The organism is Streptomyces sp. NPDC088097 (genome assembly GCF_044741845.1).
In the GTDB taxonomy this organism is placed as follows: domain Bacteria; phylum Actinomycetota; class Actinomycetes; order Streptomycetales; family Streptomycetaceae; genus Streptomyces.
The window spans coordinates 128,782-150,133 of sequence record NZ_JBIUTJ010000016.1 but is presented as its reverse complement, the minus strand read 5'-3'; the positions used below and the strand labels follow the sequence as shown (position 1 = coordinate 150,133).

The 21,352-nt window shown below is 73.8% G+C and carries 21 protein-coding genes; 3 read left to right on the top strand and 18 right to left on the bottom strand.

Going from position 1 to position 21,352, the window contains the following annotated elements; genetic code table 11:
• Window positions 1–171 precede the first annotated feature (171 nt).
• The 10 genes from ACIOD1_RS30590 to ACIOD1_RS30545 all read right to left on the bottom strand — a co-directional run bounded on the left by ACIOD1_RS30590 (window position 172) and on the right by ACIOD1_RS30545 (window position 10,910).
• Window positions 172–1,710, bottom strand: a complete 1,539-nt coding sequence (locus ACIOD1_RS30590) for an alkaline phosphatase family protein (protein ID WP_365624146.1) — start codon at window positions 1,708–1,710, stop codon at window positions 172–174.
• 170 nt (window positions 1,711–1,880) lie between these two features.
• Window positions 1,881–2,966: a 2-aminoethylphosphonate ABC transporter substrate-binding protein gene (locus ACIOD1_RS30585; protein WP_401905971.1), complete on the bottom strand. Its 1,086-nt coding sequence runs from the start codon at window positions 2,964–2,966 to the stop codon at window positions 1,881–1,883.
• A gap of 35 nt (window positions 2,967–3,001) precedes the next feature.
• Window positions 3,002–3,799 carry an ABC transporter permease subunit gene (locus ACIOD1_RS30580; RefSeq protein WP_365624150.1) on the bottom strand — a complete coding sequence of 266 codons (798 nt, stop codon included), beginning with the start codon at window positions 3,797–3,799 and terminating at the stop codon, window positions 3,002–3,004.
• Window positions 3,786–4,805 (bottom strand): 2-aminoethylphosphonate ABC transporter permease subunit, encoded by a 1,020-nt coding sequence (locus tag ACIOD1_RS30575; protein ID WP_365624152.1) that lies wholly within the window; start codon window positions 4,803–4,805, stop codon window positions 3,786–3,788. Before ACIOD1_RS30575 ends, ACIOD1_RS30580 begins: the two co-directional genes overlap by 14 nt.
• Complete coding sequence (locus ACIOD1_RS30570) at window positions 4,798–5,847, bottom strand: ABC transporter ATP-binding protein (protein ID WP_365624154.1); 1,050 nt, start codon at window positions 5,845–5,847, stop codon at window positions 4,798–4,800. Before ACIOD1_RS30570 ends, ACIOD1_RS30575 begins: the two co-directional genes overlap by 8 nt.
• A complete protein-coding gene (locus ACIOD1_RS30565; protein WP_401905986.1) occupies window positions 5,844–6,554 on the bottom strand; it encodes a phosphonatase-like hydrolase in 711 nt (236 codons plus the stop codon). Before ACIOD1_RS30565 ends, ACIOD1_RS30570 begins: the two co-directional genes overlap by 4 nt.
• A gap of 5 nt (window positions 6,555–6,559) precedes the next feature.
• A complete protein-coding gene (locus tag ACIOD1_RS30560; protein ID WP_365624156.1) occupies window positions 6,560–7,681 on the bottom strand; it encodes a TIGR03364 family FAD-dependent oxidoreductase in 1,122 nt (373 codons plus the stop codon).
• Between the two features lie 148 nt (window positions 7,682–7,829).
• Window positions 7,830–8,600 carry a GntR family transcriptional regulator gene (locus ACIOD1_RS30555; protein ID WP_365624158.1) on the bottom strand — a complete coding sequence of 257 codons (771 nt, stop codon included), beginning with the start codon at window positions 8,598–8,600 and terminating at the stop codon, window positions 7,830–7,832.
• A gap of 33 nt (window positions 8,601–8,633) precedes the next feature.
• Window positions 8,634–9,551: a hypothetical protein gene (locus ACIOD1_RS30550; protein ID WP_401905966.1), complete on the bottom strand. Its 918-nt coding sequence runs from the start codon at window positions 9,549–9,551 to the stop codon at window positions 8,634–8,636.
• Window positions 9,552–9,809: 258 nt separating this feature from the next.
• Window positions 9,810–10,910 carry an ROK family protein gene (locus tag ACIOD1_RS30545; RefSeq protein WP_401905964.1) on the bottom strand — a complete coding sequence of 367 codons (1,101 nt, stop codon included), beginning with the start codon at window positions 10,908–10,910 and terminating at the stop codon, window positions 9,810–9,812.
• A gap of 56 nt (window positions 10,911–10,966) precedes the next feature.
• Between ACIOD1_RS30545 and ACIOD1_RS30540 the strand changes: the two genes are divergently transcribed.
• Window positions 10,967–12,079, top strand: a complete 1,113-nt coding sequence (locus ACIOD1_RS30540; protein ID WP_365624164.1) for a Gfo/Idh/MocA family oxidoreductase — start codon at window positions 10,967–10,969, stop codon at window positions 12,077–12,079.
• Window positions 12,080–12,196: 117 nt separating this feature from the next.
• Here ACIOD1_RS30540 and ACIOD1_RS30535 read toward each other — a convergent pair whose 3' ends face one another.
• From ACIOD1_RS30535 to ACIOD1_RS30510, 6 genes are all read right to left on the bottom strand, one after another.
• Complete coding sequence (locus tag ACIOD1_RS30535) at window positions 12,197–13,054, bottom strand: fumarylacetoacetate hydrolase family protein (RefSeq protein ID WP_401905961.1); 858 nt, start codon at window positions 13,052–13,054, stop codon at window positions 12,197–12,199.
• A gap of 131 nt (window positions 13,055–13,185) precedes the next feature.
• Window positions 13,186–13,989: a YidC/Oxa1 family membrane protein insertase gene (locus ACIOD1_RS30530; protein WP_401905958.1), complete on the bottom strand. Its 804-nt coding sequence runs from the start codon at window positions 13,987–13,989 to the stop codon at window positions 13,186–13,188.
• A 175-nt stretch (window positions 13,990–14,164) separates the two neighbouring features.
• Window positions 14,165–14,500, bottom strand: coding sequence for a DUF6412 domain-containing protein (locus ACIOD1_RS30525; protein ID WP_401905956.1), 336 nt, complete (start codon window positions 14,498–14,500; stop codon window positions 14,165–14,167).
• Window positions 14,501–14,566: 66 nt separating this feature from the next.
• Window positions 14,567–16,108, bottom strand: a complete 1,542-nt coding sequence (locus ACIOD1_RS30520; protein WP_365624398.1) for a sodium:solute symporter family transporter — start codon at window positions 16,106–16,108, stop codon at window positions 14,567–14,569.
• Between the two features lie 38 nt (window positions 16,109–16,146).
• Entirely contained in the window at window positions 16,147–16,347 is a 201-nt protein-coding gene (locus ACIOD1_RS30515; protein WP_365624172.1) for a DUF3311 domain-containing protein, read from the bottom strand.
• Between the two features lie 36 nt (window positions 16,348–16,383).
• A complete protein-coding gene (locus ACIOD1_RS30510) occupies window positions 16,384–17,229 on the bottom strand; it encodes a class E sortase (RefSeq protein ID WP_401905953.1) in 846 nt (281 codons plus the stop codon).
• A 56-nt stretch (window positions 17,230–17,285) separates the two neighbouring features.
• Here ACIOD1_RS30510 and ACIOD1_RS30505 point away from each other — a divergent pair, with 56 nt between their 5' ends.
• Both ACIOD1_RS30505 and ACIOD1_RS30500 read left to right on the top strand, forming a co-directional pair.
• Window positions 17,286–18,290, top strand: coding sequence for an SEC-C domain-containing protein (locus ACIOD1_RS30505; protein ID WP_365624176.1), 1,005 nt, complete (start codon window positions 17,286–17,288; stop codon window positions 18,288–18,290).
• Window positions 18,291–18,414: 124 nt separating this feature from the next.
• Complete coding sequence (locus ACIOD1_RS30500) at window positions 18,415–19,716, top strand: DNA cytosine methyltransferase (RefSeq protein WP_401905950.1); 1,302 nt, start codon at window positions 18,415–18,417, stop codon at window positions 19,714–19,716.
• 67 nt (window positions 19,717–19,783) lie between these two features.
• On the opposite strand, the gene ACIOD1_RS30495 is transcribed toward ACIOD1_RS30500, so the two are convergent.
• Window positions 19,784–20,236: a very short patch repair endonuclease gene (locus ACIOD1_RS30495; protein ID WP_401905948.1), complete on the bottom strand. Its 453-nt coding sequence runs from the start codon at window positions 20,234–20,236 to the stop codon at window positions 19,784–19,786.
• Window positions 20,237–20,280: 44 nt separating this feature from the next.
• A complete protein-coding gene (locus tag ACIOD1_RS30490; protein ID WP_365624182.1) occupies window positions 20,281–21,285 on the bottom strand; it encodes a hypothetical protein in 1,005 nt (334 codons plus the stop codon).
• Window positions 21,286–21,352: the final 67 nt, after the last annotated feature.

Below are 21,352 nucleotides of genomic sequence, written 5' to 3'. Positions count from 1 at the left end.
GTCCGTCCGCCAGTATTCGTGGGGCTTGCGCTCGCCCCGGGGTGTTGTCGCCGCGCGGGGGGGCGTCGGCCGGGGGGGGCGGGGGGCGGCCCCCCCCCCCCCGGGGGGGGGCGGGGGCCGGGGCCCGCCCCCACGGCCCGGACAAGCGGGGTACGGAGCCCCGATACGGGGTCAGCCGAGGGTGACGTTGTCGACGGTCCAGTACCAGTTGTTGTTTCCGCTGTAGCGGAAACGGACCTGGACGTCGGTGGCGCCGGCGGGGACCTGGAGGGCGATGGACTCGGCCTTGGCGACGGCGTCGGCGGTGTAGCTCTTGACGACGGTCGCGGCGCCGCCGTTGTAGGAGACGAGGACCTGAGCGCTCTGGCCGGCCTCGTGACGGTAGTGCGTCTGGAAGGACAGGGTGCGCGTGGTGGAGCCGGTGACGGGCCACTTGGGGGCGACCAGGGTGGAGTCGAAGGTGCCGGTGTGGCTCTTGTCGTCCCACTCGTCGGAGTCGGCGACGGCGAACACGTCACGGGAGCGGACGTTCAGCTCGCGCCACTGGTCGCGCTGCGACTGGCTCCAGAACTCGTCGGTGGCGAAGGCCCATCCGGCCCACTCGGTCACACCGCCGGTGCCCATCTTGGAGTTGTCCACGGCCCAGCCCGCGGGCGGGGTGTGCGTGAACCCCTTGGTGGCGGCCGGGATCCCGGTCTCGTCCACGCGGGCCTGGAGGTTGGGGCGCAGGGTGTCGAAGGGGTCGCTGTCGGGGGTGTTCAGCGGGACGCCGTCGAGACCGGTGGTGGGGACGCCGACCTGGGCGAGCGCGGTCGCCGCCACGTCGACGAGGCGCACGTCCTCGCGTACCGAACCGGCGGGGATGCCGGCTCCCTTGGCGATGACGAAGGTGCCGCGTTCCTGGATGGTGGAGCCGCCGTGGCCGCCGGCGTCGGTGTGGCCGTGGTCGGTGGTGACCAGGACCTTCCAGTTCTCCTGGGCGTAGGTCGGGCGGTTCTGGACGGCGGTGAGGAGCTTGCCGACCAGGGTGTCCACGCGGCCGATGGCGTTCAGGTACTCCTGGCTCGCGGCGCCCGAGGTGTGGCCGGCGTGGTCGATCTCGCCGAGGTAGACGAAGGCGGCGTCCGGGTTCTGGCCCTGGAGTTCGGCGGCTGCCGCGGTCGCGATCTTCGGGTCCTCGCTGCCGTAACCGTCGCGGTCGCCCTTGAGGCTGAGGCGCTTGTCGACCTTCGAGGAGAAGATCGGGCCGTTCTGGTCGGTGGAGGTGATGGGCTCCCAGTCGGCGGCCGCGTAGGTGTTGAGCGCCGGCTTGGCGTTCTCGACGCGGGTCAGGAAGTCCGGGTAGGCCGTGTAGTTCTTGCCGGTGAAGGAGTTGTCCTTCACCCCGTGCTTGTCGGGCCACACGCCGGTGGCGATCGTGGACCAGCCGGGGCCCGAGGAGGTGGCGGCCATCGGGTTGGCGTAGAGGGTGCTGCGGGCGGTGAGGCCCTGGGCCATCAGGCCCTTGAGGTTCGGGGCGTTGGCGGCCTTGATCCGGTCGAGGACCGCGCCGTCGATGCCGATGACCAGCACCTTGTCGGCGCCGGCCGCAGTAACCGCGGGGGCCGCCTCGGGGGCGGCGATGGCGGTGTGGGCGCCGAGGGCGGTGGCGAGCAGGGCCGTCGCGGTGGCGGCCACGGCGAGGGTGCGTCCGCGCGGGACAGGAGACACGTACTCCTCCAGGAGCAAGTGAGCAGGCGGGCGGGCGGGAAGACGGGGTGTGGGGTGCGTGGTGCGGGCACGCGACGGTCCGGACCGGGAGCGCCTGAGGAACGACCCTCGGTCCAGACCTGTTATGCAAGCGTCACTCTCCCGCCGGCGGGTGGCCGGCAGGTGACGGCTCAGCTGCCGGTCGCGGACTTCCACGCGTCGACGTAGGAGGTGAGGTTCTTGTCGATGTCGGCCCAGTCCGGCTCGAAGACCTCGACGCCGCCCATGAGCTTGGTCAGCTCGATGGCGTTGGCGTCGGTCGGCTTGACGTCGCCGCGTGCGGGGAAGCCGCCGCCGACCTCGCTGACCAGCTTCTGGGACTCCTCGGAGAGCAGGAAGTCGAGGAGCTTCTTGCCGTTCTCGGCGTGCGGGGCCTTGTCGACGAGGCCGGCGGCGTACGGGAGGGCGAAGGTGGTGGGCTTGCCGCCGTCCTTGGCCGGGAACCAGATGCCGAGGTTCGGCATGGACTTGGACTGCGCGAAGTTCATCTGGACGTCGCCGTTGGCGACGAGCAGTTCGCCCTTGTCCGTCTTGGGCGCCAGCTTGCTGGTGGAGGAGGACGGGCCGACGTTGTTGGTCTGGAGCTTCTTCAGGTACTCCAGCGCCGGCTCCTTGCCGCCGAAGTCGTGCACGGCCTTCACGAGGACGGCCGTGCCGTCGCCCGCGACGCCGGGGGTGGAGTACTGGAGCTTGCCCTTGTACTTGGGGTCGAGCAGCTCCTCCCAGGTCTTGGGGGCCTGGGCGAGCTCCTTCTTGTTGTAGACGAACCCGAAGTAGTTGTTGACGACCGAGGTCCACTTGCCGTCGGCGGCCTTGTCGGCGCCGTTGACCTGGTCGGCGCCCTGCGGGGTGTACGCCTTCAGGAGGCCCTTGCCGTCGGCCTGCTGGATGAAGGGCGGCAGGGTGACGATGACGTCGGCCTGGGTGTTGGTCTTCTCGCGGACGGCGCGCTGCACCATCTCGCCGGAGCCGCCCTCGACGTACTTGACCTCGATGCCGGTCTTCTGGGTGAAGGCGGCGAAGACCTTGTCGTACCAGCCGTCGCCCTTCTCGCTCTTGAGTCCGTCGGCGCTGTAGACGGTGACGACCTTCTCGCCGCCCTTGCCCGAGTCGGAGGAGCCGGAGTCGGTGGAGCCGCCGCAGGCGGTGAGGGAGAGCGCGAGCGCGAGGCTGCCGGCGACGGAGGCGGTGGCGCGGAGCAGGATCCTGCTGGGCATGGAACTTCCTTACGGGGAAAGGGAGTCGGCGGAAGTCAGCGGTACGAGGCTTTGGTGCGGATGCGGGAGACGGCCAAGAGCACCAGCAGGGTGGTGGCCATCAGGACCACGGCGACGGCGGAGCCGGTGAAGAGCGAGCCCCGGTCGGTGGCGGTGAAGACGCGGACGGGCAGCGGGGTCCAGTCCGGCGGGTAGAGCATCATCGTGGCGCTCAACTCGCCCATGGACAGGGCGAAGCAGAGCCCGGCGGCCGACGTGAGGGAGGGCAGCAGGAGGGGGAGCCGGACCCGCCACAGCACGTACGCGGGACGGGCTCCGAGGGAGGCCGCCGCCTGTTCGTAGGCGGGATCGAGGCGGACGATGGCGGCCGAGACGGACTGGTGGGCGAAGGCCGTGACCAGGACGGTGTGGGCCAGGACCACGATGGAACCGGTGCCGTTGAGGAGTACGGGCGGCCGGCTGAAGGCGACGAGGACGGCGAGGCCGACGACCACGGACGGTACGGCGACCGGCAGCATGAACAGGGCGTCCAGGGAACGCTTGCCGCGCTTGCCCAGGGCGGCGGCGGCCAGCGCGGCCCAGGTGCCGACGGTGAGCGCGAGCAGGCTCGCGGTCACGGCGGTGACCAGGGAGGTGGTCAGGGCCCGGAGGGATTCGCCCTGGACGGCGGCGCCGTAGTTCTCGGTCGTGGGGCCGGAGGGGAAGGCGCCGGACCAGTGGGTGGCGAAGGAGGCGGCCACCACCACGAGGAGGGGCAGGGCGAAGAGGGGCAGGAAGAGGAGACCGAAGAGGGACCAGGCGGCCCAGCGGCCGCTCCTGCTATGCACCAGCACGCTTGCCCACCACCCGGTAGAGGCCGAACAGGCCGACGGAGATCGCGATGTTGACGACGGCCACCACGCAGGCGGCCGCGTAGTCGGATTCGAGGATGGCCTTGCCGTACACGAGCATCGGGAGGGTCGTGACGTCCTTGGCCCCGGTGAACAGGACGATCCCGAACTCGTTGAGGCACATGACCAGGACCAGGCTGCCGCCCGCGGCCAGGGCCGGGAGGGCCTCGGGGAGGATCACCCGTCGGACGATCCGCGCGGGGCGGGCGCCGAGGCCGGCGGCCACTTCCAGTTGCGCGGTGTCCAGTTGGGAGAAGGCGGCGAGCAGCGGGCGCACCACGAAGGGGGTGAAGTAGGTGATCTCGGCGAGCAGGACGCCCCAGGGTGTGGTCAGGAAGTGGAAGGGGCCGTCGGCGACGCCGAAGGTGTCGGTCCAGAGCCCGTTGGCCATGCCGACGGTGCCGTAGATGAAGAGGAGGGCGAGGGTGATGAGGAAGGAGGGGAAGGAGAGGAAGACGTCGATGAACTTGGCGACGCCCTTGGCCCCGGGGAACGGCACGAAGGCGATGATCAGGGCCAGGGTGAAGCCGAGGACCAGGCAGCCGACGGTGGCCCCGACGGCCAGCCAGACGGTGGTTCCCAGCGCTTCGCGGAAGGAGTGCGAGGCGAAGACGGAGGTGTAGGCGTCGAGGGCGCCGCCGCTGTCGGGGGTGAAGGACTGCCGGACGACCAGCGCCAGCGGGTAGAGGAATACGAGGGCCAGCGCGACCACGGGAGGCAGGGCCCAGAGGGCGCGGGGCAGGGCCCGCGAGACCCTGGCATCCGGCCGCCCGCCGGGGATCGGGCCGGGCGGGGGCTGATCGGCCGGGTACGGGGCGGGCGGGTACGGATCGGCCGGGTACGGCTGCCGTGGGACCGTGCCGTCGGGGGGCCGGGGCGGGCCGGGCGCCGGGGTCGGGGGCCCGGGGGCCGGGGTCCGCTCGGCGGTTCGCCGGGGGGTGTCAGGCATCCGACACCCCGGCGGCCAGCAGCACTCCGTCGCGGGGCTCGAAGTGCAGGGTCACCTCGTCGCCGAGGGCCGGGGTCTCCCGGAGTTCGGGGAGGTCGGCCTTGACGCGGTGGCCGTCGACGTCGACGTAGAGCCGGTGCGTGGAGCCCCGCCACTGCACCTCGGCGATCCTGCCGCGCAGGGCGTTGGGGCCCTCGCCGAGCCCGAGCAGGTGGGGGCGTACGCACAGGGTCGCGGAGGAGCCCGGCGCGGCGCGGCCCGGGTCCAGCTCCAGCGGGCGGCCGGCGAAGAGGGCGCCGCCGTCGGCGACGGTGACCGGGAGCAGGTTGGCGTTGCCGACGAAGGAGGCGGTGAACTCGGTGCGCGGGGCCCGGTAGAGCTGCTGCGGGGTGCCGCAGTCCTGGAGGCGGGCCTTGTCCATGACGGCGATCCGGTCGGCCAGGGTGAGGGCTTCGACCTGGTCGTGGGTGACGTACAGGATGGAGACCTCGGGCAGTTCGCGGTGGAGGCGGGCCAGTTCGGCCAGCATTCCGGAGCGCAGCTGTGCGTCGAGGGCGGAGAGGGGCTCGTCCAGCAGGAGGACGCCGGGGCGGATGGCGAGGGCGCGGGCGATGGCGACGCGCTGCTGCTGTCCGCCGGAGAGTTCGCGGGGGTAGCGCCGGGCGTACGCGCCCATCCCGGTCATCTCCAGGGCCTCGGCGACCCGGGCCGGGATCTCGGCCTTGGGGGTCTTCTGCGCGCGGAGCCCGAATTCGACGTTGTCCTGCACCCGCATGTGCGGGAACAGCGCGTACTGCTGGACGACCATGCCGATGCCGCGCTTGTGGGGCGGGAGGGCGGTGACGTCGCGGTCGCCGATCAAGACCCGTCCGGATGCGGGCCGGACGAAGCCGGCGACCGCGCGCAGGGCCGTCGTCTTGCCCGAGCCGGAGGGGCCGAGGAGGGCCATGACCTCCCCGGGTTCGACGGTCAGGTCGAGAGAGTCCAGGACGGTGTTGCCGTGGTAGGCGACCGATACGGAGTCGAAGCGGATGCCGCTCACGCCGGCTCCGTGCCGGTTCCGGCCAGGAGTGCGGGGAGTTCGGCGATGGAGCCGAGGACGTGGGTGGCTCCGTTCGCGGTGAGGGCGGCCCGGTCGTGGGCGCCGGTGAGGACGCCGGCGACGGTGCCCGCTCCGGCCCGACTGCCGCTGAGCATGTCGTACGCCGTGTCGCCGGCGACGACGGTGTGGCGTACGTCGTCCACGGCGCCGGTGCGCAGGAAGGCGGCCAGCACCATGTCCGGGTAGGGGCGACCGCGACCGCCCGCGTCGGCGGGGCAGAGGGTGAGGTCGGCCAGGTCCCGCCAGCCGAGCGCGTCGAGGATGGCGTCCTGGGTGACGCGGGCGAAGCCGGTGGTCAGGACCACGGTGCGGCCGTCGGCGCGGAGCTTCGCGATGGTCTCGCGGGCGCCGGGGATCGGGGAGACGAGGCCGCCGTCGACGAGTTCCCCGTAGGCCCGCTCGAAGGCGGTGTTGGCGCGCCGGGCCAGGTCCTCGCTGCCGAAGAGGTGGCGGAAGACGGAGATCTTCGACTCGCCCATGGTGTCGCGGACGTACTGGAGCTTGGCCTCGTGGTCGGCGCTGCCGGGCTCGACGCCGAGGTGTTCGGCGGCGCGCTCGAAGGCGCGCTCGACGAGGCCGCCGTCGGCGACGGTGGTGCCCGCCATGTCGAGGACGATGAGCTTCTTGTCGGTGGTGCGGTCGGTCATGGTGTTCACCAGCCCAGTTCGTTCGCTGTGGTTTCGGCTATCGCGGGCGAGCAGGTCATGCCCCGGCCGCCGGGTCCGGTCACCAGCCAGACGCCGTCACCCACCTGCTGGCGGTGGACGACGCGGGTGGTGTCGGTGCACTGCGCGTACACGCCGGCCCAGCGGTGCCTGATCTTCGGCAGCGAGCGGCCCAGGAAGGACTCGACGACCTCGGTGAGGTGCTCGTAGGGGTCTTCGAGGGTGTCGAAGGCGAAGGGGTGCTCGTACTCGTGGGTGTCGCCGATGGTCAGTCCGCCGTCCCGGCGCTGGACCATCAGCAGTTGCATCTTGTGCGCGGCGGCGATCGGCGCCTGTGCCTGCTCGGCGTTGAGGGCGTCGAGGGCCTCGCCGCGGTACGCGGGGTAGTAGCGGAAGCTGTCGGCGTCGGCGACGGAGGTGGTGAGCGCCTCGCCCAGGGGGGCCGTCTGCATCATCTGGAGGCGGACGCGGCGCACGGGCAGTTCGGGGGCCAGCTCGCGGACCAGGCCGGACAGCCAGGCGCCGGTGGCCAGGACGACGGCGTCGCCGCGGTGGACGTCGCCGTGGTCGTCGCGGACCTCGGCGGGGCCGGTGACCTCGCGGACCTCGCGTCCCGCCAGGAAGGTGTAGCGACCGGTGGCCCGGAGGGCTTCGCGCAGGTGGAGCTGGGCGGTGCGCGGTTCGACGGCCGCGTCCCGCTCGCACCACAGGGCGGCCTCGAACTCTCCGCGCAGGGCCGGGTTGATCTCCCGGGCCTCGGCCGCGGTGACCAGTTCGTAGCCGCGGGCGGGGGCGTCGGGGCGGGCGAGCGCCGCCTCGGCGACCGCGCGTTCGCGGGCGTTGCGTACGGGGGTGAGGGAGCCGATGGCGCGGAAGCCCAGGCCGGGCACCTCCGCGCCGATCCGCTCCCAGAGCTCCCGGGCCCGCAGGGCGGTGTCGAGCTCCTCGCCCCCGGCCCGGCCGCTGACCCAGATCTGGCCGAAATTGCGCAATGAAGCGCCGCGGGCCTCGGCTTCGCGCTCGATCTGGACGACCTCGTGGCCGCGTTGGACTGCTTGCCAGGCGTGCATGGTGCCGACCACGCCGCCTCCGACGACTATGACTCTCACGCCGTCCAAGGTGGCCGTGCCCCGTGTCCCGCGCGGGGCCGTCCGGCGACGGGCCGGTGAACAGCCCTCGACGCTTGGACTAGACCCGTTACCTTCTCGTGATGTCATGACGCCCCTTTCGTTGCGTTTGGTGGTGGTCGGTGCTCCGCTACTCGGGCCGCAGGCGGGTCGTGAAGCTGAACCGATCCCCACGGTAGAGCGAACGCACCCTCTCCAGCGGCTGCCCGTTCTGATCCCGGGAGAAACGGTGGATGAGCAGCATCGGAAGAGCCGGCGGGGTGCCGACGAGGAGTGCCTCGCGAGGCGTGGCGAGGACCGTCTCCAGCTTCTCGTCGGCCTCGCCGAAGGAGATGCCGAGGCGCTCGCTCAGGTAGCCGTAGAAGGAGGAGTCCGGCCGGAAATCGATGTCGAGGCGCGGGGCACGGGCCACCCGGATGTACGTGCTCTCCAGCCCGACCCGCTCGTCGTCGGCGAGCAGCACGCGCTCCAGGTGCCAGACGGGCTCGCCGGGCTCGGCGCCGATGCCGCGGGCGAGTTCGGGCGGGCAGGGGAAGCGCTCCAGCCCGATCAGGTTGCGGCCGGGGCGGCGGCCCTGGCGACGCACGCCCTCGGTGTAGCTGGCGAGGGCGAGGGGCTGCTCCAGCTTGGGTCCGGCGACCACCGTGCCGCGTCCGGCGCGGCGCAGCCGCCCTTCGAGGAGCAGCTCGCGCAGGGCCTGGCGGACGGTCTCGCGGGAGACCTCGTACCGCTCGGCGAGATCGCGTTCGGTGGGCAGGGCGCCGCCCTCGCCCAGCTCGTCGAGGAGGTCCGCGACCTGCGCCTTGACGGCGTAGTACTTGGGGATGCGGCCGTGCTCGGGGATCCCGGAACGGACGGGCGAGCCGGGGCGGTGGGTCGGGTGCTGGGTCTGTTCTTCCACGCTGGGACTTTACGTGGGGCAGGTGTACGAGGATCAGCGCGCGGAAGGCTCCGCCGGCGCGGCGGGTTCGGCGCGCGCGGCGGGTTCGGCGCGCGCGGCGGAGCCGGTTCGTCCGGCGGGCGTGCGCGGTCGGCGGGTGGCCAGCAGCAGGCCGGCGCCGGCGGTGAGGGCCGCGAGGGCTCCGGCGCCGTACGTCCCGGTGCGGGGGCCGGTGTGGGCGAGGGACCCGGCCGTCTCGGAGCCGTCCTGGTCGCCCCCGTCGACGGTCGAGCCGTCGTCGGTCGTGCTGTCGCCGCCCGAATCGTCGGGCCCCTCCACGGAGAACCGGTAGCCGCCGGCCTCGCCGACCCAGTCCCCGTCGTCCCCGTGGTCACCCTTGCGCTGGACCAGCGCGGCGTCGGCGAGGACCTCGCCGTGGGGGGCGTCGGCGGTGAAGGCGAGCCGGACCTTGACGGTGACGGAGCCGCCGGCGCCGACGGCGAAGCCGGGGAAGGCCTCGCCGCCGTCGAACACGGCGATGATCTCGTCGCGGTCGGTGTGCTCCAGGCTGACGGCGTACGGGCCGCCGGGGGCGTCGAACTCCATGCGGAGGTGCGCGGGGCGCAGGACGCGGGCCTGGTCGGTGAAGACGAGGACGGGGTGGATGGCCGTGCAGGTGGTGTTGGTGTTGTTGGTGAGGTCCAAGAGCCAGGCCTGCGCGCCGGCGCCGGCCCGGTAGACGGCGGGGCCGCCCCTGATCCGGGCCCCGATGGGGAAGGTGGAGCTCTTGCCGTCGCCGCAGGTGGCCTGGGCGCGCGAGGGCAGCGCGGGCGCGGGGCGGGCGCCACCGCCGGTGCCGACGTCCACGGGGGCGGGGGCGGTCGGTGCGGCGGTGGCGGCGTTCGGGGCGGCGGCGGTGGCGAGGAGGGAGATGCCGAGGGCGGTGAGGGCAAGGGCTTTGCGCAGTCGCATGGAAGACCTTCGCTGCTCGCCGGACGGTGATCATCGGACCAGGCGACAATCACCCCGGCCCTGCCCGCACCCTCCCACGACCGCGGGCCCGCACCGAACCCCCCTCGCCCGACCCGCCCCCCTTTACCCCCGATTGGCCCAGACCGTCCGAACCACCGGATCTGGCGCCGGATCGGGCGCCGGATCGGGCGCCGATCGGACGGTTGCGGGAGCGGTTGCGGGGCCGGTCTGGGCCGGTCCGGGCCCGTCGGGGCCGGGTCAGGCCGTGCCGAACAGGGGGGCCAGGGCCAGTTCCGCCGCGCCCTCGGGCATGCCCCGCGCGGCCAGGGACACCGGCGGGGGTTCCTCCCCCAGCGACCGCGCCGCCAGTACCGCCCGGACGCCGTCCACGAAGGTCCCCGGGTCCCGGGCCACCACGCGCCCGCCCAGCAGCACCCGGTCCACGTCCAGCAGCGCGACCAGGTTCGCCGCGCCCTCCCCGAGGATCCGCGCGGCCTGGGCCAGGTCCCCCCGGGCCACCGCCGCCAGGCAGAGCACCTCCAGGCAGCCCCGCCCCCCGCAGCGGCACGGCGGCCCGTCCAGGCGCAGCACCTGGTGGCCGAACTCCCCCGCCGCCGAGCGCCCGCCCCGGTGGACCGCGCCGTCCAGTCGGAGGCCGGCCCCGACCCCGCTGGCGAAGTGCAGGTACACCGCGCTGCCGCTCCCGGAGCCCGCCAGGACCCCCGCGTTGGTGTCCTTGTCCAGCGTCACCGGCAGCCCCAGCCGCCGCTCCAGCACCTCCCGCAGCGGGAACCCGACCCACTCCGGGAACCCGGTGACCCGGCCGAGCACCCCGGTCCGCCAGTCGAGCGGGCCGGGTGCGGCGACTCCCGCCCCGAGCAGCGGCGGGGCTCCCGCCCCGCGCGCGCGGACCCGTACGACGGCCCCCCGCACCGCCTCCACCACCGCGTCCGGGCCGGCCCCGAAGTCGAGCGGCCCGCTCCACCGGGCGAGGACGGCGCCCGCGAGGTCGACCCGTACGACCCCCAGCTCGTCGCGGTCCAGGTGCACGCCGAGCGCGTGCCGGGCGTCGGGGACCAGGCGGAGCAGCGTGCGCGGCTTGCCGCCGGTCGACGCGCCGCGCCCGGCCTCGGCGACCAGGCCCTCCGCCGCGAGCCGCGCGGTGATCTTGCTGACGGCCTGCGGGGTGAGTCCCGTACGGTCGGCCAGCTCGGTGCGACCGAGCCCCGGCGCGCCGGCGGCGCGCAGCAGGTCCAGCAGCAGCGCGTCGTTGTACCCGCGCAGAAAGGGCAGGTTCACCCCGCCCCGCCCGTCCCCACCTCCGGCGGCGCCGCCACTGACCGCGTTTCCCCTGTTCACCCGCCCATTGTCCACCCTCCTTGCACTTAGGCAACACTGTTGCCAAAGTGGTCTCCATGAACAGCACCCCCGCCGCCGCCCCCCTCCGAGTCGCGCTCGTCGGCTACGGACTCGCCGGTTCCGTCTTCCACGCCCCCCTGGTGTCCGCGACCGACGGGCTCGTGCTCGACAGCGTCGTCACCTCCGACCCCGAGCGCCGGGCCCAGGTCCGCGAGGCCTACCCGGACGTCCGACTCGTCGACTCCGCCGACGAGCTGTGGGCCCGCGCGGGCGACGCCGAGGACGCCCTCGACCTGGTCGTGATCGCCTCCCCGAACAAGACCCACGTCGCGCTCGCGAAGGCCGCGCTCACCGCCGGGGTCCCGGTCGTCGTGGACAAGCCGCTCGCCGCCACCGCCGCCGAGGCCCGCGAGCTGGCCGCCCTCGCCGAACGGACCGGCACCTTCCTCTCGGTCTTCCAGAACCGCCGCTGGGACAACGACTTCCTCACCCTGCGCCGCCTCCTCGCGGACGGGGAGCTGGGCGAGGTGCAGCGCTTCGAGTCCCGCTTCGAGCGGTGGCGTCCGCAGCTCAAGGGCGGCTGGCGCGAGTCGGGCGCCCCGGAGGAGATCGGCGGCCTGCTGTACGACCTGGGCAGCCACGTCGTGGACCAGGCCCTGGTGCTGTTCGGCCCGGCGGTACGGGTCTACGCGGAGGCCGACGTGCGCCGTCCGGGCGCCGAGGCCGACGACGACACCTTCATCGCGATCACCCACGAGAGCGGGGTCCGCTCGCACCTCTACGTCAGCGCCACCACGGCTCAGCTCGGCCCGCGCTTCCGCGTCCTCGGCTCCCGGGCCGGCTACGTCAAGTACGGGCTGGACCCGCAGGAGGCCGCCCTGCGCGAGGGGTTGCGGCCGGGCACGGCCGACGGCGTGCTGTGGGGCGAGGAGGAGCCGCACCTGTGGGGCCGGATCGGCTCCGGCGAATCCCCCCTGACCGGCAGCGGGATCCCGGTGCCGACCGAGCACGGCGACTACCCCGCCTTCTACGCGGCGGTCGCGGAGGCCCTGCGTACGGGAGGCCCCGCGCCGGTCACCGCCCACGAGGCGGCGGCCTGCCTGGAGGTCCTGGAGGCCGCCCGCCGGTCCTCGCGCGACGGGGTGACGGTGGAGATCACCGGGGCGTAGCGCCCGTCCGCGTCGGCGCGGAAGGGCCACGGCCGCGCGTACGCGGAAGGGGCGGGGCGCCTTCCGGCTCCCCGCCCCCTCGTACGCGAGTCGGCGCGCTGCTCCTGCCGACCGCTACTACGCGCTCTTGAACTCCTGGCGCTGACGGCCGAGGCCGTCGATCTCGACCTCCACCACGTCCCCGGCGCGCAGGAACGGCTTCGGCTCCGGCTGCCCGGCGGCCACTCCGGCCGGCGTGCCGGTGACGATGACGTCGCCCGGGTAGAGGGTCATGAAGTGGCTCAGGTACCGCACGACGTCGCCGACCGGGAAGATCTGGTCGGAGGTGTGGCCGTCCTGCTTCAGCTCGCCGTTGACCCACAGCCGCACGTCGAGGGTCTGCGGGTCCGGGATCTCGTCCGCGGTGACCAGCCAGGGGCCGAGCGGGGTGAAGGTCTCGCAGTTCTTGCCCTTGTCCCAGGTGCCGCCGCGCTCGTTCTGGAACGCGCGCTCCGTGACGTCGTTGGCCAGGACGTACCCGCCGACGTGCGCCAGGCCCTGCTCCGCGGAGTCGAGGTAGCGGGCCGTGCTGCCGATGACGACGGCCAGCTCGGCCTCCCAGTCGGTCTTCACGCTGCCGCGCGGGATCAGCACGGTGTCGTCCGGGCCGACCACGGTGTCCGGGGACTTCAGGAAGACGATCGGCTCCGGCGGCGCCTGCGCGCCGACCTCGGCCGCGTGCCCGTGGTAGTTCAGCCCGATGCCCACGATCTTGCCTATGCGGCCGATCGGGGAGCCGATGCGCAGCCCTTCGGCGTCGAGGACCGCCAGCTCGCCGGCCGCCGCGGCTTCCCGTACCCGGGTGAGCACGGAGTCGTCGGAGAGCAGGTCGCCGTCCACGTCCGCGATCAGGCCGGAGAGGTCACGCAGGGTGCCGTCCTGGTCGAGCAGCGCGGGGCGCTCCGACCCTACGGGTCCTACACGCAGCAGCTTCATGGGCATTCTCCCGTGGTCGAGGGTGGTCGGCGCGGGGCATGCCTGAGCGCACCACGCACCGGCCGATGGGTTGCGGCCATCGGAGGATTGGTTGATCCTCCAAGATGTCCACCCAATCCGCAAGACCCTGTTCACAGACTGGAACGGGTGCCTCCGTCGACCCGTTCGACGCGCGCCTCGGCGCGCTCCTTGCGGTGCTGGAGCCACGCCCGCTCGGCGACCGACCAGGCGGTGGTGGTCAGCAGGTAGAGCCCGGCGGCCAGGGGCACCACCGCGGCGGTGATCAGCGTCCCGAAGGAGAGCAGGGGCAGGACGCCGCCCATCTTGCGCATCACGGCCTGCTGCTCGGCACTCAGCGCGGGCGCCGCCCCGAGAGACGCCGCCCCGGCGCCGTGGCCCTTGCCGTTGGCCTTGCCGTTGCCGTTGGCCTTGCCGTTGCCGTTGGCCTTGCCGTTGCCGTTGGCCTTGCCCTTGCCCGAGGTCCGGGCGGGTACCGCCGGCGCCGACGGGGGCGCGGTCGCCGCGGCCCGCCGTCCCCGTACCGCGCTCCAGGCGGCGACCACCGCGATCAGGGCGAACAGCCCGAGGAACACCACGCCGCTCTCCCCGAACAGCCCGCCGTCCGCCAGCGCCTGGGTCCACCGACCGCCGAGCGGGGCGGCGAACAGCCGGTGCCCGAGCAGTTCGTTGGCCTCGCCGTCGAACTCGGACGAGGAGAAGGCCCGGTACATCACGAAGAACACCGGCAACTGGAGCAGCATCGGCAGGCAGCCCGCCATCGGGGTCGCGCCCCGGAAGCTCGCCCGGCTCAAGGGGTGCAGGGCCAGGCGTACGAGCACGGTGAACAGCACGATCGCGGCAGCGGTCGCGGACTGGGCCAGTACCGGCTCCAGGAGCCGGCCCAACTGGGCAACGAGGTGGGTGAAAACGGACACGCGGGCCCTCCGAGGGGTCTCGTCGAACGTCGAAGAAGGTGCATTTCGGCGTGACGACCCGCGAGGGGCGCGGCAGTGCGGTCAACCGGTCGGAGAACCGGGTGACAGGCAGGCGGAAGCGAAAGCGGAAGACGGTTCCGGGAACCACCCCGGCACCGGGTCGTACTGCGCGCCCCTACGCGGCCGTCGGGACGAGACGGCCGGGCGCCCTCGGCCGGGACCGGCCGGCGGCGTCGGGATCGCGCTGCGGCAGGAACGCCGTGCGCTTCTCGCGATCTCGGATCGCGGTGCGTATGCGGTGCGGTGGTACGGGCCGTACGAGACGGGCCCCCAGGGTGGCGGCGCCCACGGCGACGGCCGCGGCCAGCACGACCACGGCGCCCGCGAGCCCCTGCTCTCCGGAGAGGAGCCCGAAGAGGCCGCCCAGCACCAGCAGGAGGGCGACCAGTCGGGACGCGCGAGAGAAGGCGAGGAAGGACAGCGGCGAGCGCGCGCCGGTGCTCCGGACCATGCGGACCGCCCCCTTCCGACCGACGAGCCCGAACCCCCGTACGGGGAAGGGGACTCACGAGCGATGTTAGCGCGCCCCTCCGACAGTCGACCCTCCGGCAGGCGACCCTCCGGCAACAGGCCCGGCGTCCGCCCCCGGAAGCGGATCCCGGGCCAGCACCTCCTCGTCCGACCGCCCGTCCGGCTTCCCGGACCCCACCCCGGAGCGCGCCCCCGCCAGGCTCACCGCCACGGCCACCGCGAGGTTCAGGGCGAGCGCCACCATCCCCGCGTTCACCCCCCACACGGGGTCCCGCCCGCCGAAGACCAACCCGCAGACCACCCCGACCCCCACCACCAGCCCGCAGACCGCCCCGAGCGTCGTCAACCTGCGCCACACCAGCCCGAGCAGCAGCATGGGCACCAGCTGCGCCATCCCCTCGTAGGACACCAGCGACAGCCGGACCAGGGTGTTGGGGGCGACGTAGGTCATCACCAGCGCCACCGCCCCGGCCACGACCACCACGATCCGCGCCCCCCTCCGCTGCCGCTCCGGCGCGCTCCAGCCCGGCAGGAACGGCAGTACGCTGCGGCCCCACATGGTGCCGATGACCAGCATGAACACCGCCATGGGGACGATCGACGACAGTGCCGCCGCCACCCCGACCACCCCGACCACCCACGGGGGCAGGGAGTCGACCACCAGCTTGAACAGCGCGAGGTTGGACTCGGATCCCGTCAGCCCCGGCACCACGAAGAGCGCGGCCATCCCCAGCAGCATCGGCACGAACAGCAGCAGGTTGTAGGCGGGCAGCAGCACGGCGTTGCGCCGCAGCGTGTCCGCGCCGCGCGCGCCGAGGTAGCCGGCGACGGTGGTCGGGAAGATGACCACGGTCAGCGCGTTCAGCACGGTCGTCGAGGCGAACCACCCGATCCCGAACCGGCCCTCGCCCCCGGGCCCGCTCCCGTGTCCGGGCAGCGTCAGCCACTGGGGCCGCTCCGCGACGAGCCGGTCGAACAGCTCCCCGTAGCCGCCGAAGTAGTGCACCGGCACGTACCAGGCGAGGAACCCCAGCGTGCCGATGACCAGCACGTCCTTGAGGACCGACACCCAGGCGCTGCCGCGCAGCCCGCTGACCACCACGAAACCGGTGGTCACGGCGAACGCCACGAAATAGGCCCACTCCAGGGAGACCGCGCCGTACGTCACGGTGGAGACGACCACGCCCATGCCGGTGATCTGCAACTGGATGTACGGCAACAGGAAGACGGTGGCGAGCAGCGCCACGACCGCCCCGAGCCAGGGCCGGTCGTAGCGGTGGGCGACCATGTCGCTGATCCCGACGAGGCCGTGCCGGCGCGCGTAGTCCCACAGCATCGGACCGACGACGTAGCCGAGCGCGTACCCGCAGGACATGTACGCGATGACGTACGTCACCGGCGCCCCGTAGACGTAGCCCCAGCCGGCCGCCCCCAGGTAGCTGAAGCTCGTGTAGCCCTCGCCGGCCATCAGCACCCAGATGAAGACGGTCCCCAGCGAGCGCCCGCCCACCGACCACTCCGCGAGCCCGCCCCCACCCCCGCCGCGCCCCCGTACGGCGAACAGTCCGAGCGCGACCGTGGCCACCATCGCCACGGCCAGGACGGTGCCCGCCACGGCCCCCGGGCTCACCGGCGCCGGTCCGCGCGCAGCACCAGCCACACCGCGAGCGGCGTGGCCAGGACCGACCCCGCCAGCCACACGAAGAAGAAGGGGACCCCGCCCACCCTCGGCTCCACCCGGTTCACCACCGGCAGCGCCCCGACGAACAGGACGAACGGCAGACAGAGCCACAGGAGTTGCGGACGTTTCACCCGATGCGAAGGCACCGCACCAGCCTAGGCCCTGCCGTCGAGGCAGCGCCGTCAGGACTTCAGCGTCGCCCACACCACCAGCCGGTACTTGGAGGTGTACTCGGGCGTGCAGGTGGTCAGCGTGAGGTACGCGCCCGGCTCGCTGTAGCCCGCGTCGGGCAGGACCGTGCTGCGCGGCACCGGCGCGATCACCCCGGTGTCCCGCTCGGTGGTCTCGGACAGCACCTTCCCGACCACGTACGTGTACCGGCGCCCCCGCACGTCGACCAGCACCTCGTCGCCCGCCCGCAGCCGGTTGACGTACCGGAAGGGCTCCCCGTGGGTGTTGCGGTGCCCGGCGAGCGCGAAGTTCCCCACCTCCCCGGGCTGCGCGGTCCCGGGGTAGTGCCCGGCGTACCCCTTGTCCAGGACGGCCCGCTTGTCGACCCCCTGCGCGACGGGCACCACGAGCCCGAGGCGCGGCACGCGCAGCACGGCGTACGCCTCCTCGTACGACGGCGCCTGCGCGGAAGCGGGGCCGGGCCCGGCCTGGGGCGGGGCCTTCGACGCGGGGGCGCCCGGCCCGGGAGCGGGCTCCCGCGCCGCCTCCGGCGTCCCACCGGCCCCGGGCGTCTGCCCCACCACCGGATCCTCCTCGGCGGCGGGCCCCGGCGAGGGGCCCTCCCCGGAGGCCGGCGCGTCCCCCTGGGCCCACCCCTCCTCCAGGGCGCGCACCCGCTCCTGAGCGGCGGCCACGGCCTGCCGGTTCGTCCACCACACCTGGTGCACCACCAGCAACGCCACCACCACGCCCAGCGTCGTGATCAGCTCGGCGCCCACCCACAGCAGCCGCGCGAAACCACCCCGGCGTCCCCGCCGGGCGCCGCCCTGCACCACCACACGCACGCGATCCCGCACGGCGGGCACCCTAAGTCCTCCCCCGTCAACTGACCAGCGGCAGTACGGTGTGAACCATGCGCCCCGACACGCCTGCCGAGCACATCGCCGAAGCCGAGCGCCTCATCCGCACGGCGACCCGCTACCCCGAGGACCAGGAGCCGCTGCTCCTCCAGGCCGCCGCCCACCTCGAACTGGCGGACGCACGCGAGCGGGCGAGCGCCCTCTACGACCAACTCCTGGCCGCCGAACCCGCCGACCCGCACCTGATCAAGGCCCTCCAGGCCGCGAACCTCTGGGAATACGGCCACGAGGCCGAGGCCCGCGCCCTGATCTCCGGGATCCGCGCGGCAGCGCCCGCCGACCCGGCGCCCTGGGAGGTGATCGCGGAAACCCTGGAGGCGCACGACGAGTTGGAGGCCTCCCACGCCTGCTTCACGGAGGCGGCGAGCCTGCTCGTCACGGACTCCGCCCCCCTCACGACGGCCACGACCGCCCTCCTCACCGGCCGCCACCGGGTGCGCCGCCTGCTCGGGCTCCCCCACGACGACTGGGACATGGTCGCCGACACCCGCCACACCGGCCCGATCCCCCTCGACGAGCTCCACGACCCCAAGCGCATCTGGGCCCTGGGCTCCGACGACCCGGCCGAGCTGCGCGCCGAGATCGCCCGGCTGCGCGCCGAGCTGGGCGACCGTCGCGCCGCCCTCTCGCGCCCGTTCCCCGTGGCCATCCTGCACTGGCCCGAGCCCGAGCTCGCGGAACTCCTGACCTCGTACCCGACCCTCTCGGCGGAGTACCCCTCCCACGCGGCCCACCTCGCCGCCACCGAGACCTCGCTGCGCGCGCTGGCCGCTTCGGGCACCACCAACCTCGGCATCGTCACGGCGAGCGTCCCCTCCTACGAGGCCTTCGCGGCCTCGGAGAAGACCTCCCCGGCCTCCCCGGCCCTCCTCCCGGAATACGCCACCACCCTCGCCGCCCGCGGCAGGGCCACCTCCTGGCCCCCCGCCGCCGGCGCCCCGTGCTGGTGCGCCTCGGGCAAGGCGTACGCGGAGTGCCACGGCGCCACCGGGTCCTGATCCGGGGCCCCGAACCACTCCGGAACGGTCTTCGACCGGCCTCGCAGCACCCCCCGCCGCCCGCGCCCGACGGCCCCGATCGAGCCCCCGGGCGCGGCGGAGGCGGTGATTACACTTGGCCCCCATGAGCAGAAAGCAGCCCCAGCCGTCCTCACCGGGACCGATCCGCGTCATGGATCTGTTCGCGGGGGCTGGGGGGTTTTCCACCGGTTTCAGCCAGTACATCCCGTCGGGTGCGGGGTCGGGCCCGGCAGGCGCGTCGAGCCCCTTCACCTCCGTCGCCGCGGTCGAGTTCGACCGGGCCGCCGCGACGACGTACGCCGCGAACTTCGGCGGCTCCCACGTCCACGCCGGGAACATCACCGACTTCGACCCCGCCCCCTTCAAGGGGGAGGTCGACGTGATCATGGGCGGTCCCCCCTGTCAGGGCTTCTCCGGACTGGGCCGGCAGGATCCGACCGACCCCCGCAACGAGCTGTGGCGGGAGTACGTGCGGGTGGTCGCCGAGGTCCACCCCAAGGTCTTCGTGATCGAGAACGTCGACCGCTTTCTGAGGTCCCCGCAGTACGCGGAGCTGCTCTCCGCCTCGGCCACCCGCGGCCACCCCCTGCACGACTACACCGTGGTGCCCGCCCTGCTGAACGCCGCCGACCACGGCGTGCCCCAGGCCCGGCGCCGGGTGATCGTCATCTGCACCCACAAGGACTTCGCCGAACCCCTCTGGCACCCCGCGCCGACCCACGCCAAGAACGGCTGGACGGCGTCCGAGAGGCCGCAGGAGGGGCTCTTCGACGACCATCCCGGTGGGCATCCACTGCCCCGCTGGGTACCCGTCTCCACGGTCTTCGACGTCTCCGCGCGCCGCCCGGTCCTGGAGAGCATGCCCGACCCCCGCGACGACGCGGACGTGGCGGGCACGGTGCCGGGGCACTGGCTCACGACGGACCTGCACTTCGGCCGCCGGCCGGAGGACCTCTCGCGCGCCCGGTACAAGGCGATCCCGGCCAACGGGAACCGCAACGCCCTGCGCGGGATCAGCTACCGCCTCGACCGCACCGGCCGCATCCGCCTCTCCACCGAACCCGGGTACGCGCGCCTGAAGGGCCCGGAGTCCTACCTGTCCACCGAGAGCTGGGACCGGCACGACTCGGGCTCCGGTGACGTCATGGGGCGCATGCGCGAGGACACCCCGTCGGTGACGATCCGCACGGAGTTCTACAAGCCGGAGAAGGGGCGCTACCTCCACCCCACGGAGGACCGGCCGATCACCCACTACGAGGCCGCCCTCATCCAGGGCTTCCCCGAGACGTTCAAGTGGTACGGGACGAAGATCGAGATCGCGCGGCAGATCGGCAACGCGGTACCGGTGGGGCTCGGCACGACGCTGGCCCGGGCCATCCACACGTTCCTGACCCGCACGGCCTGACCCGGACGGCTTTGACCGGACGGCCTCGACCCGGCCGGCCTCGGCCCCAGGGGTGGGGGCGCCGGGATCAGGGCGCCGGCGTCCCGGGTGGCTTCGGGGCCCCGGTGGGGCGCCGGGCCGCCACCACGGCCAGGATCCGGGCCGCCGCCCCGTCCGCGTCCTCGTGTTCCCAGACCCGCAGGGCCAGCCAACCCGACTCGGCGAGGCGGGCATCGGTGTCGCCGTCCCGGCGGCGGTTGCCCTCGATCTTCCCGCGCCAGAACTCCGCGTTGTTCTTCGGCCAGGTCGCGTGCTCGGGGCAGCCGTGCCAGAAGCAGCCGTCGACGAAGACGGCCACCCGGGCGGGCCCGAAGACGATGTCCGCCTCGCGCCGTACGCCCTTCACCGGCCGCCGGTGAATCCGGTAGCGGGCCCCCGCCGCGTGCAGCGCCTTGCGCAGCGCCACTTCCACCGCTGTGTCGCGGCTCTTCTGCCGGCTCATCCGCGCGCGGACGTTCGCCGTCGTCGCCAGTTTCTCCACCCGGCCATTCTGGACCGCCCCGCCGACAGCGCGGTCGGACCGGATCAGAGCGGCAGCGCGAGCTGTCGGTGGCCCCGGGCCAGGACGGTGGCCGGTGCGGGGCGGCGGCCCGCGAGGGCGAGGAGGGCGCGGAGGGCGGCGACCACCTCCGCCGGGGTGTCGCGGACCATGGCCGGCGTCGCGCTGACCACCAGGACCCCGTGGGACTCCAGGCGGAGCCGGCGGCGCAGGGTGGCCTGCCAGGAGTCGCGGGTGTAGTGGTACTCCGCCGAGTCGATCTCCAGGGCCACGCCCTCGTCGGGCCAGTAGGCGTCCGGGCTGGCCAGGAAGGCCCCGTCCGGGGTGTGGAGGCGGGCGTTCCAGAGGGGTTCGGGGAGGTCCGAGGCGCCGAGGGCGTCGCGCGCGAGGGCCTCGGCGACCGAGCGGACCCCGGCCAGGAGTTCCGCGGCGGCCCCGCGGATCGCCGGGCGGGTCAGAAGGCGGGAGGCGCGCAGTTCGGCGTGGAGGTCGTCCGGGTGGCACCAGCCGGCCTGGACGACCTGCGCGAGGACGGAACGGATCCGGTCGGGGCGCTCCCCCGGCTCGGCGCGGGCGGCGTAGTCGGCGGCGGCGCGCACGGGGCGGGCGCTGGGGACGCCCGACACGGTGACCGTGGCCGGCCAGCGGGTGGTGGTCAGGGGCCGGACCCGGGGGGTCGCGGTGAGTCGGCGCGGGGCGCGGACCAGTACGTCGGCGGGCGTGCGCGGGGCGTCGCGGATGCCGAGCAGGGCGAGCGCGGCGCCGCCGGTCAGCACGGCGGTGTCCCCGCCGAGCGGGTCGGCGGTGGGCTCGGCGGCGTACAGCACGGCGGCCAGGGCGCGCTGGCGGTGGTCCGGGGGGCCGGTCTGGAGGAGGTAGACCCGGGGCAGGAGGCGTTGCCAGGGCCCGCCGGGGCGGGTGCGGGAGGTGACGGTCCCCTCGGGGATCCCGGCGAGGCGGGTGAGCTGGTGGCGGGTGGCGAGGCCGAGCTGTCGGCGGGCCACGGGTACGGGTGCCTTGGAGGTGATCACGGCCCCGATATGCCCGGCCGGACCGCGCCCCAGACCGCCCCTTCGGGTCCCGTCGCACGACCCGGGC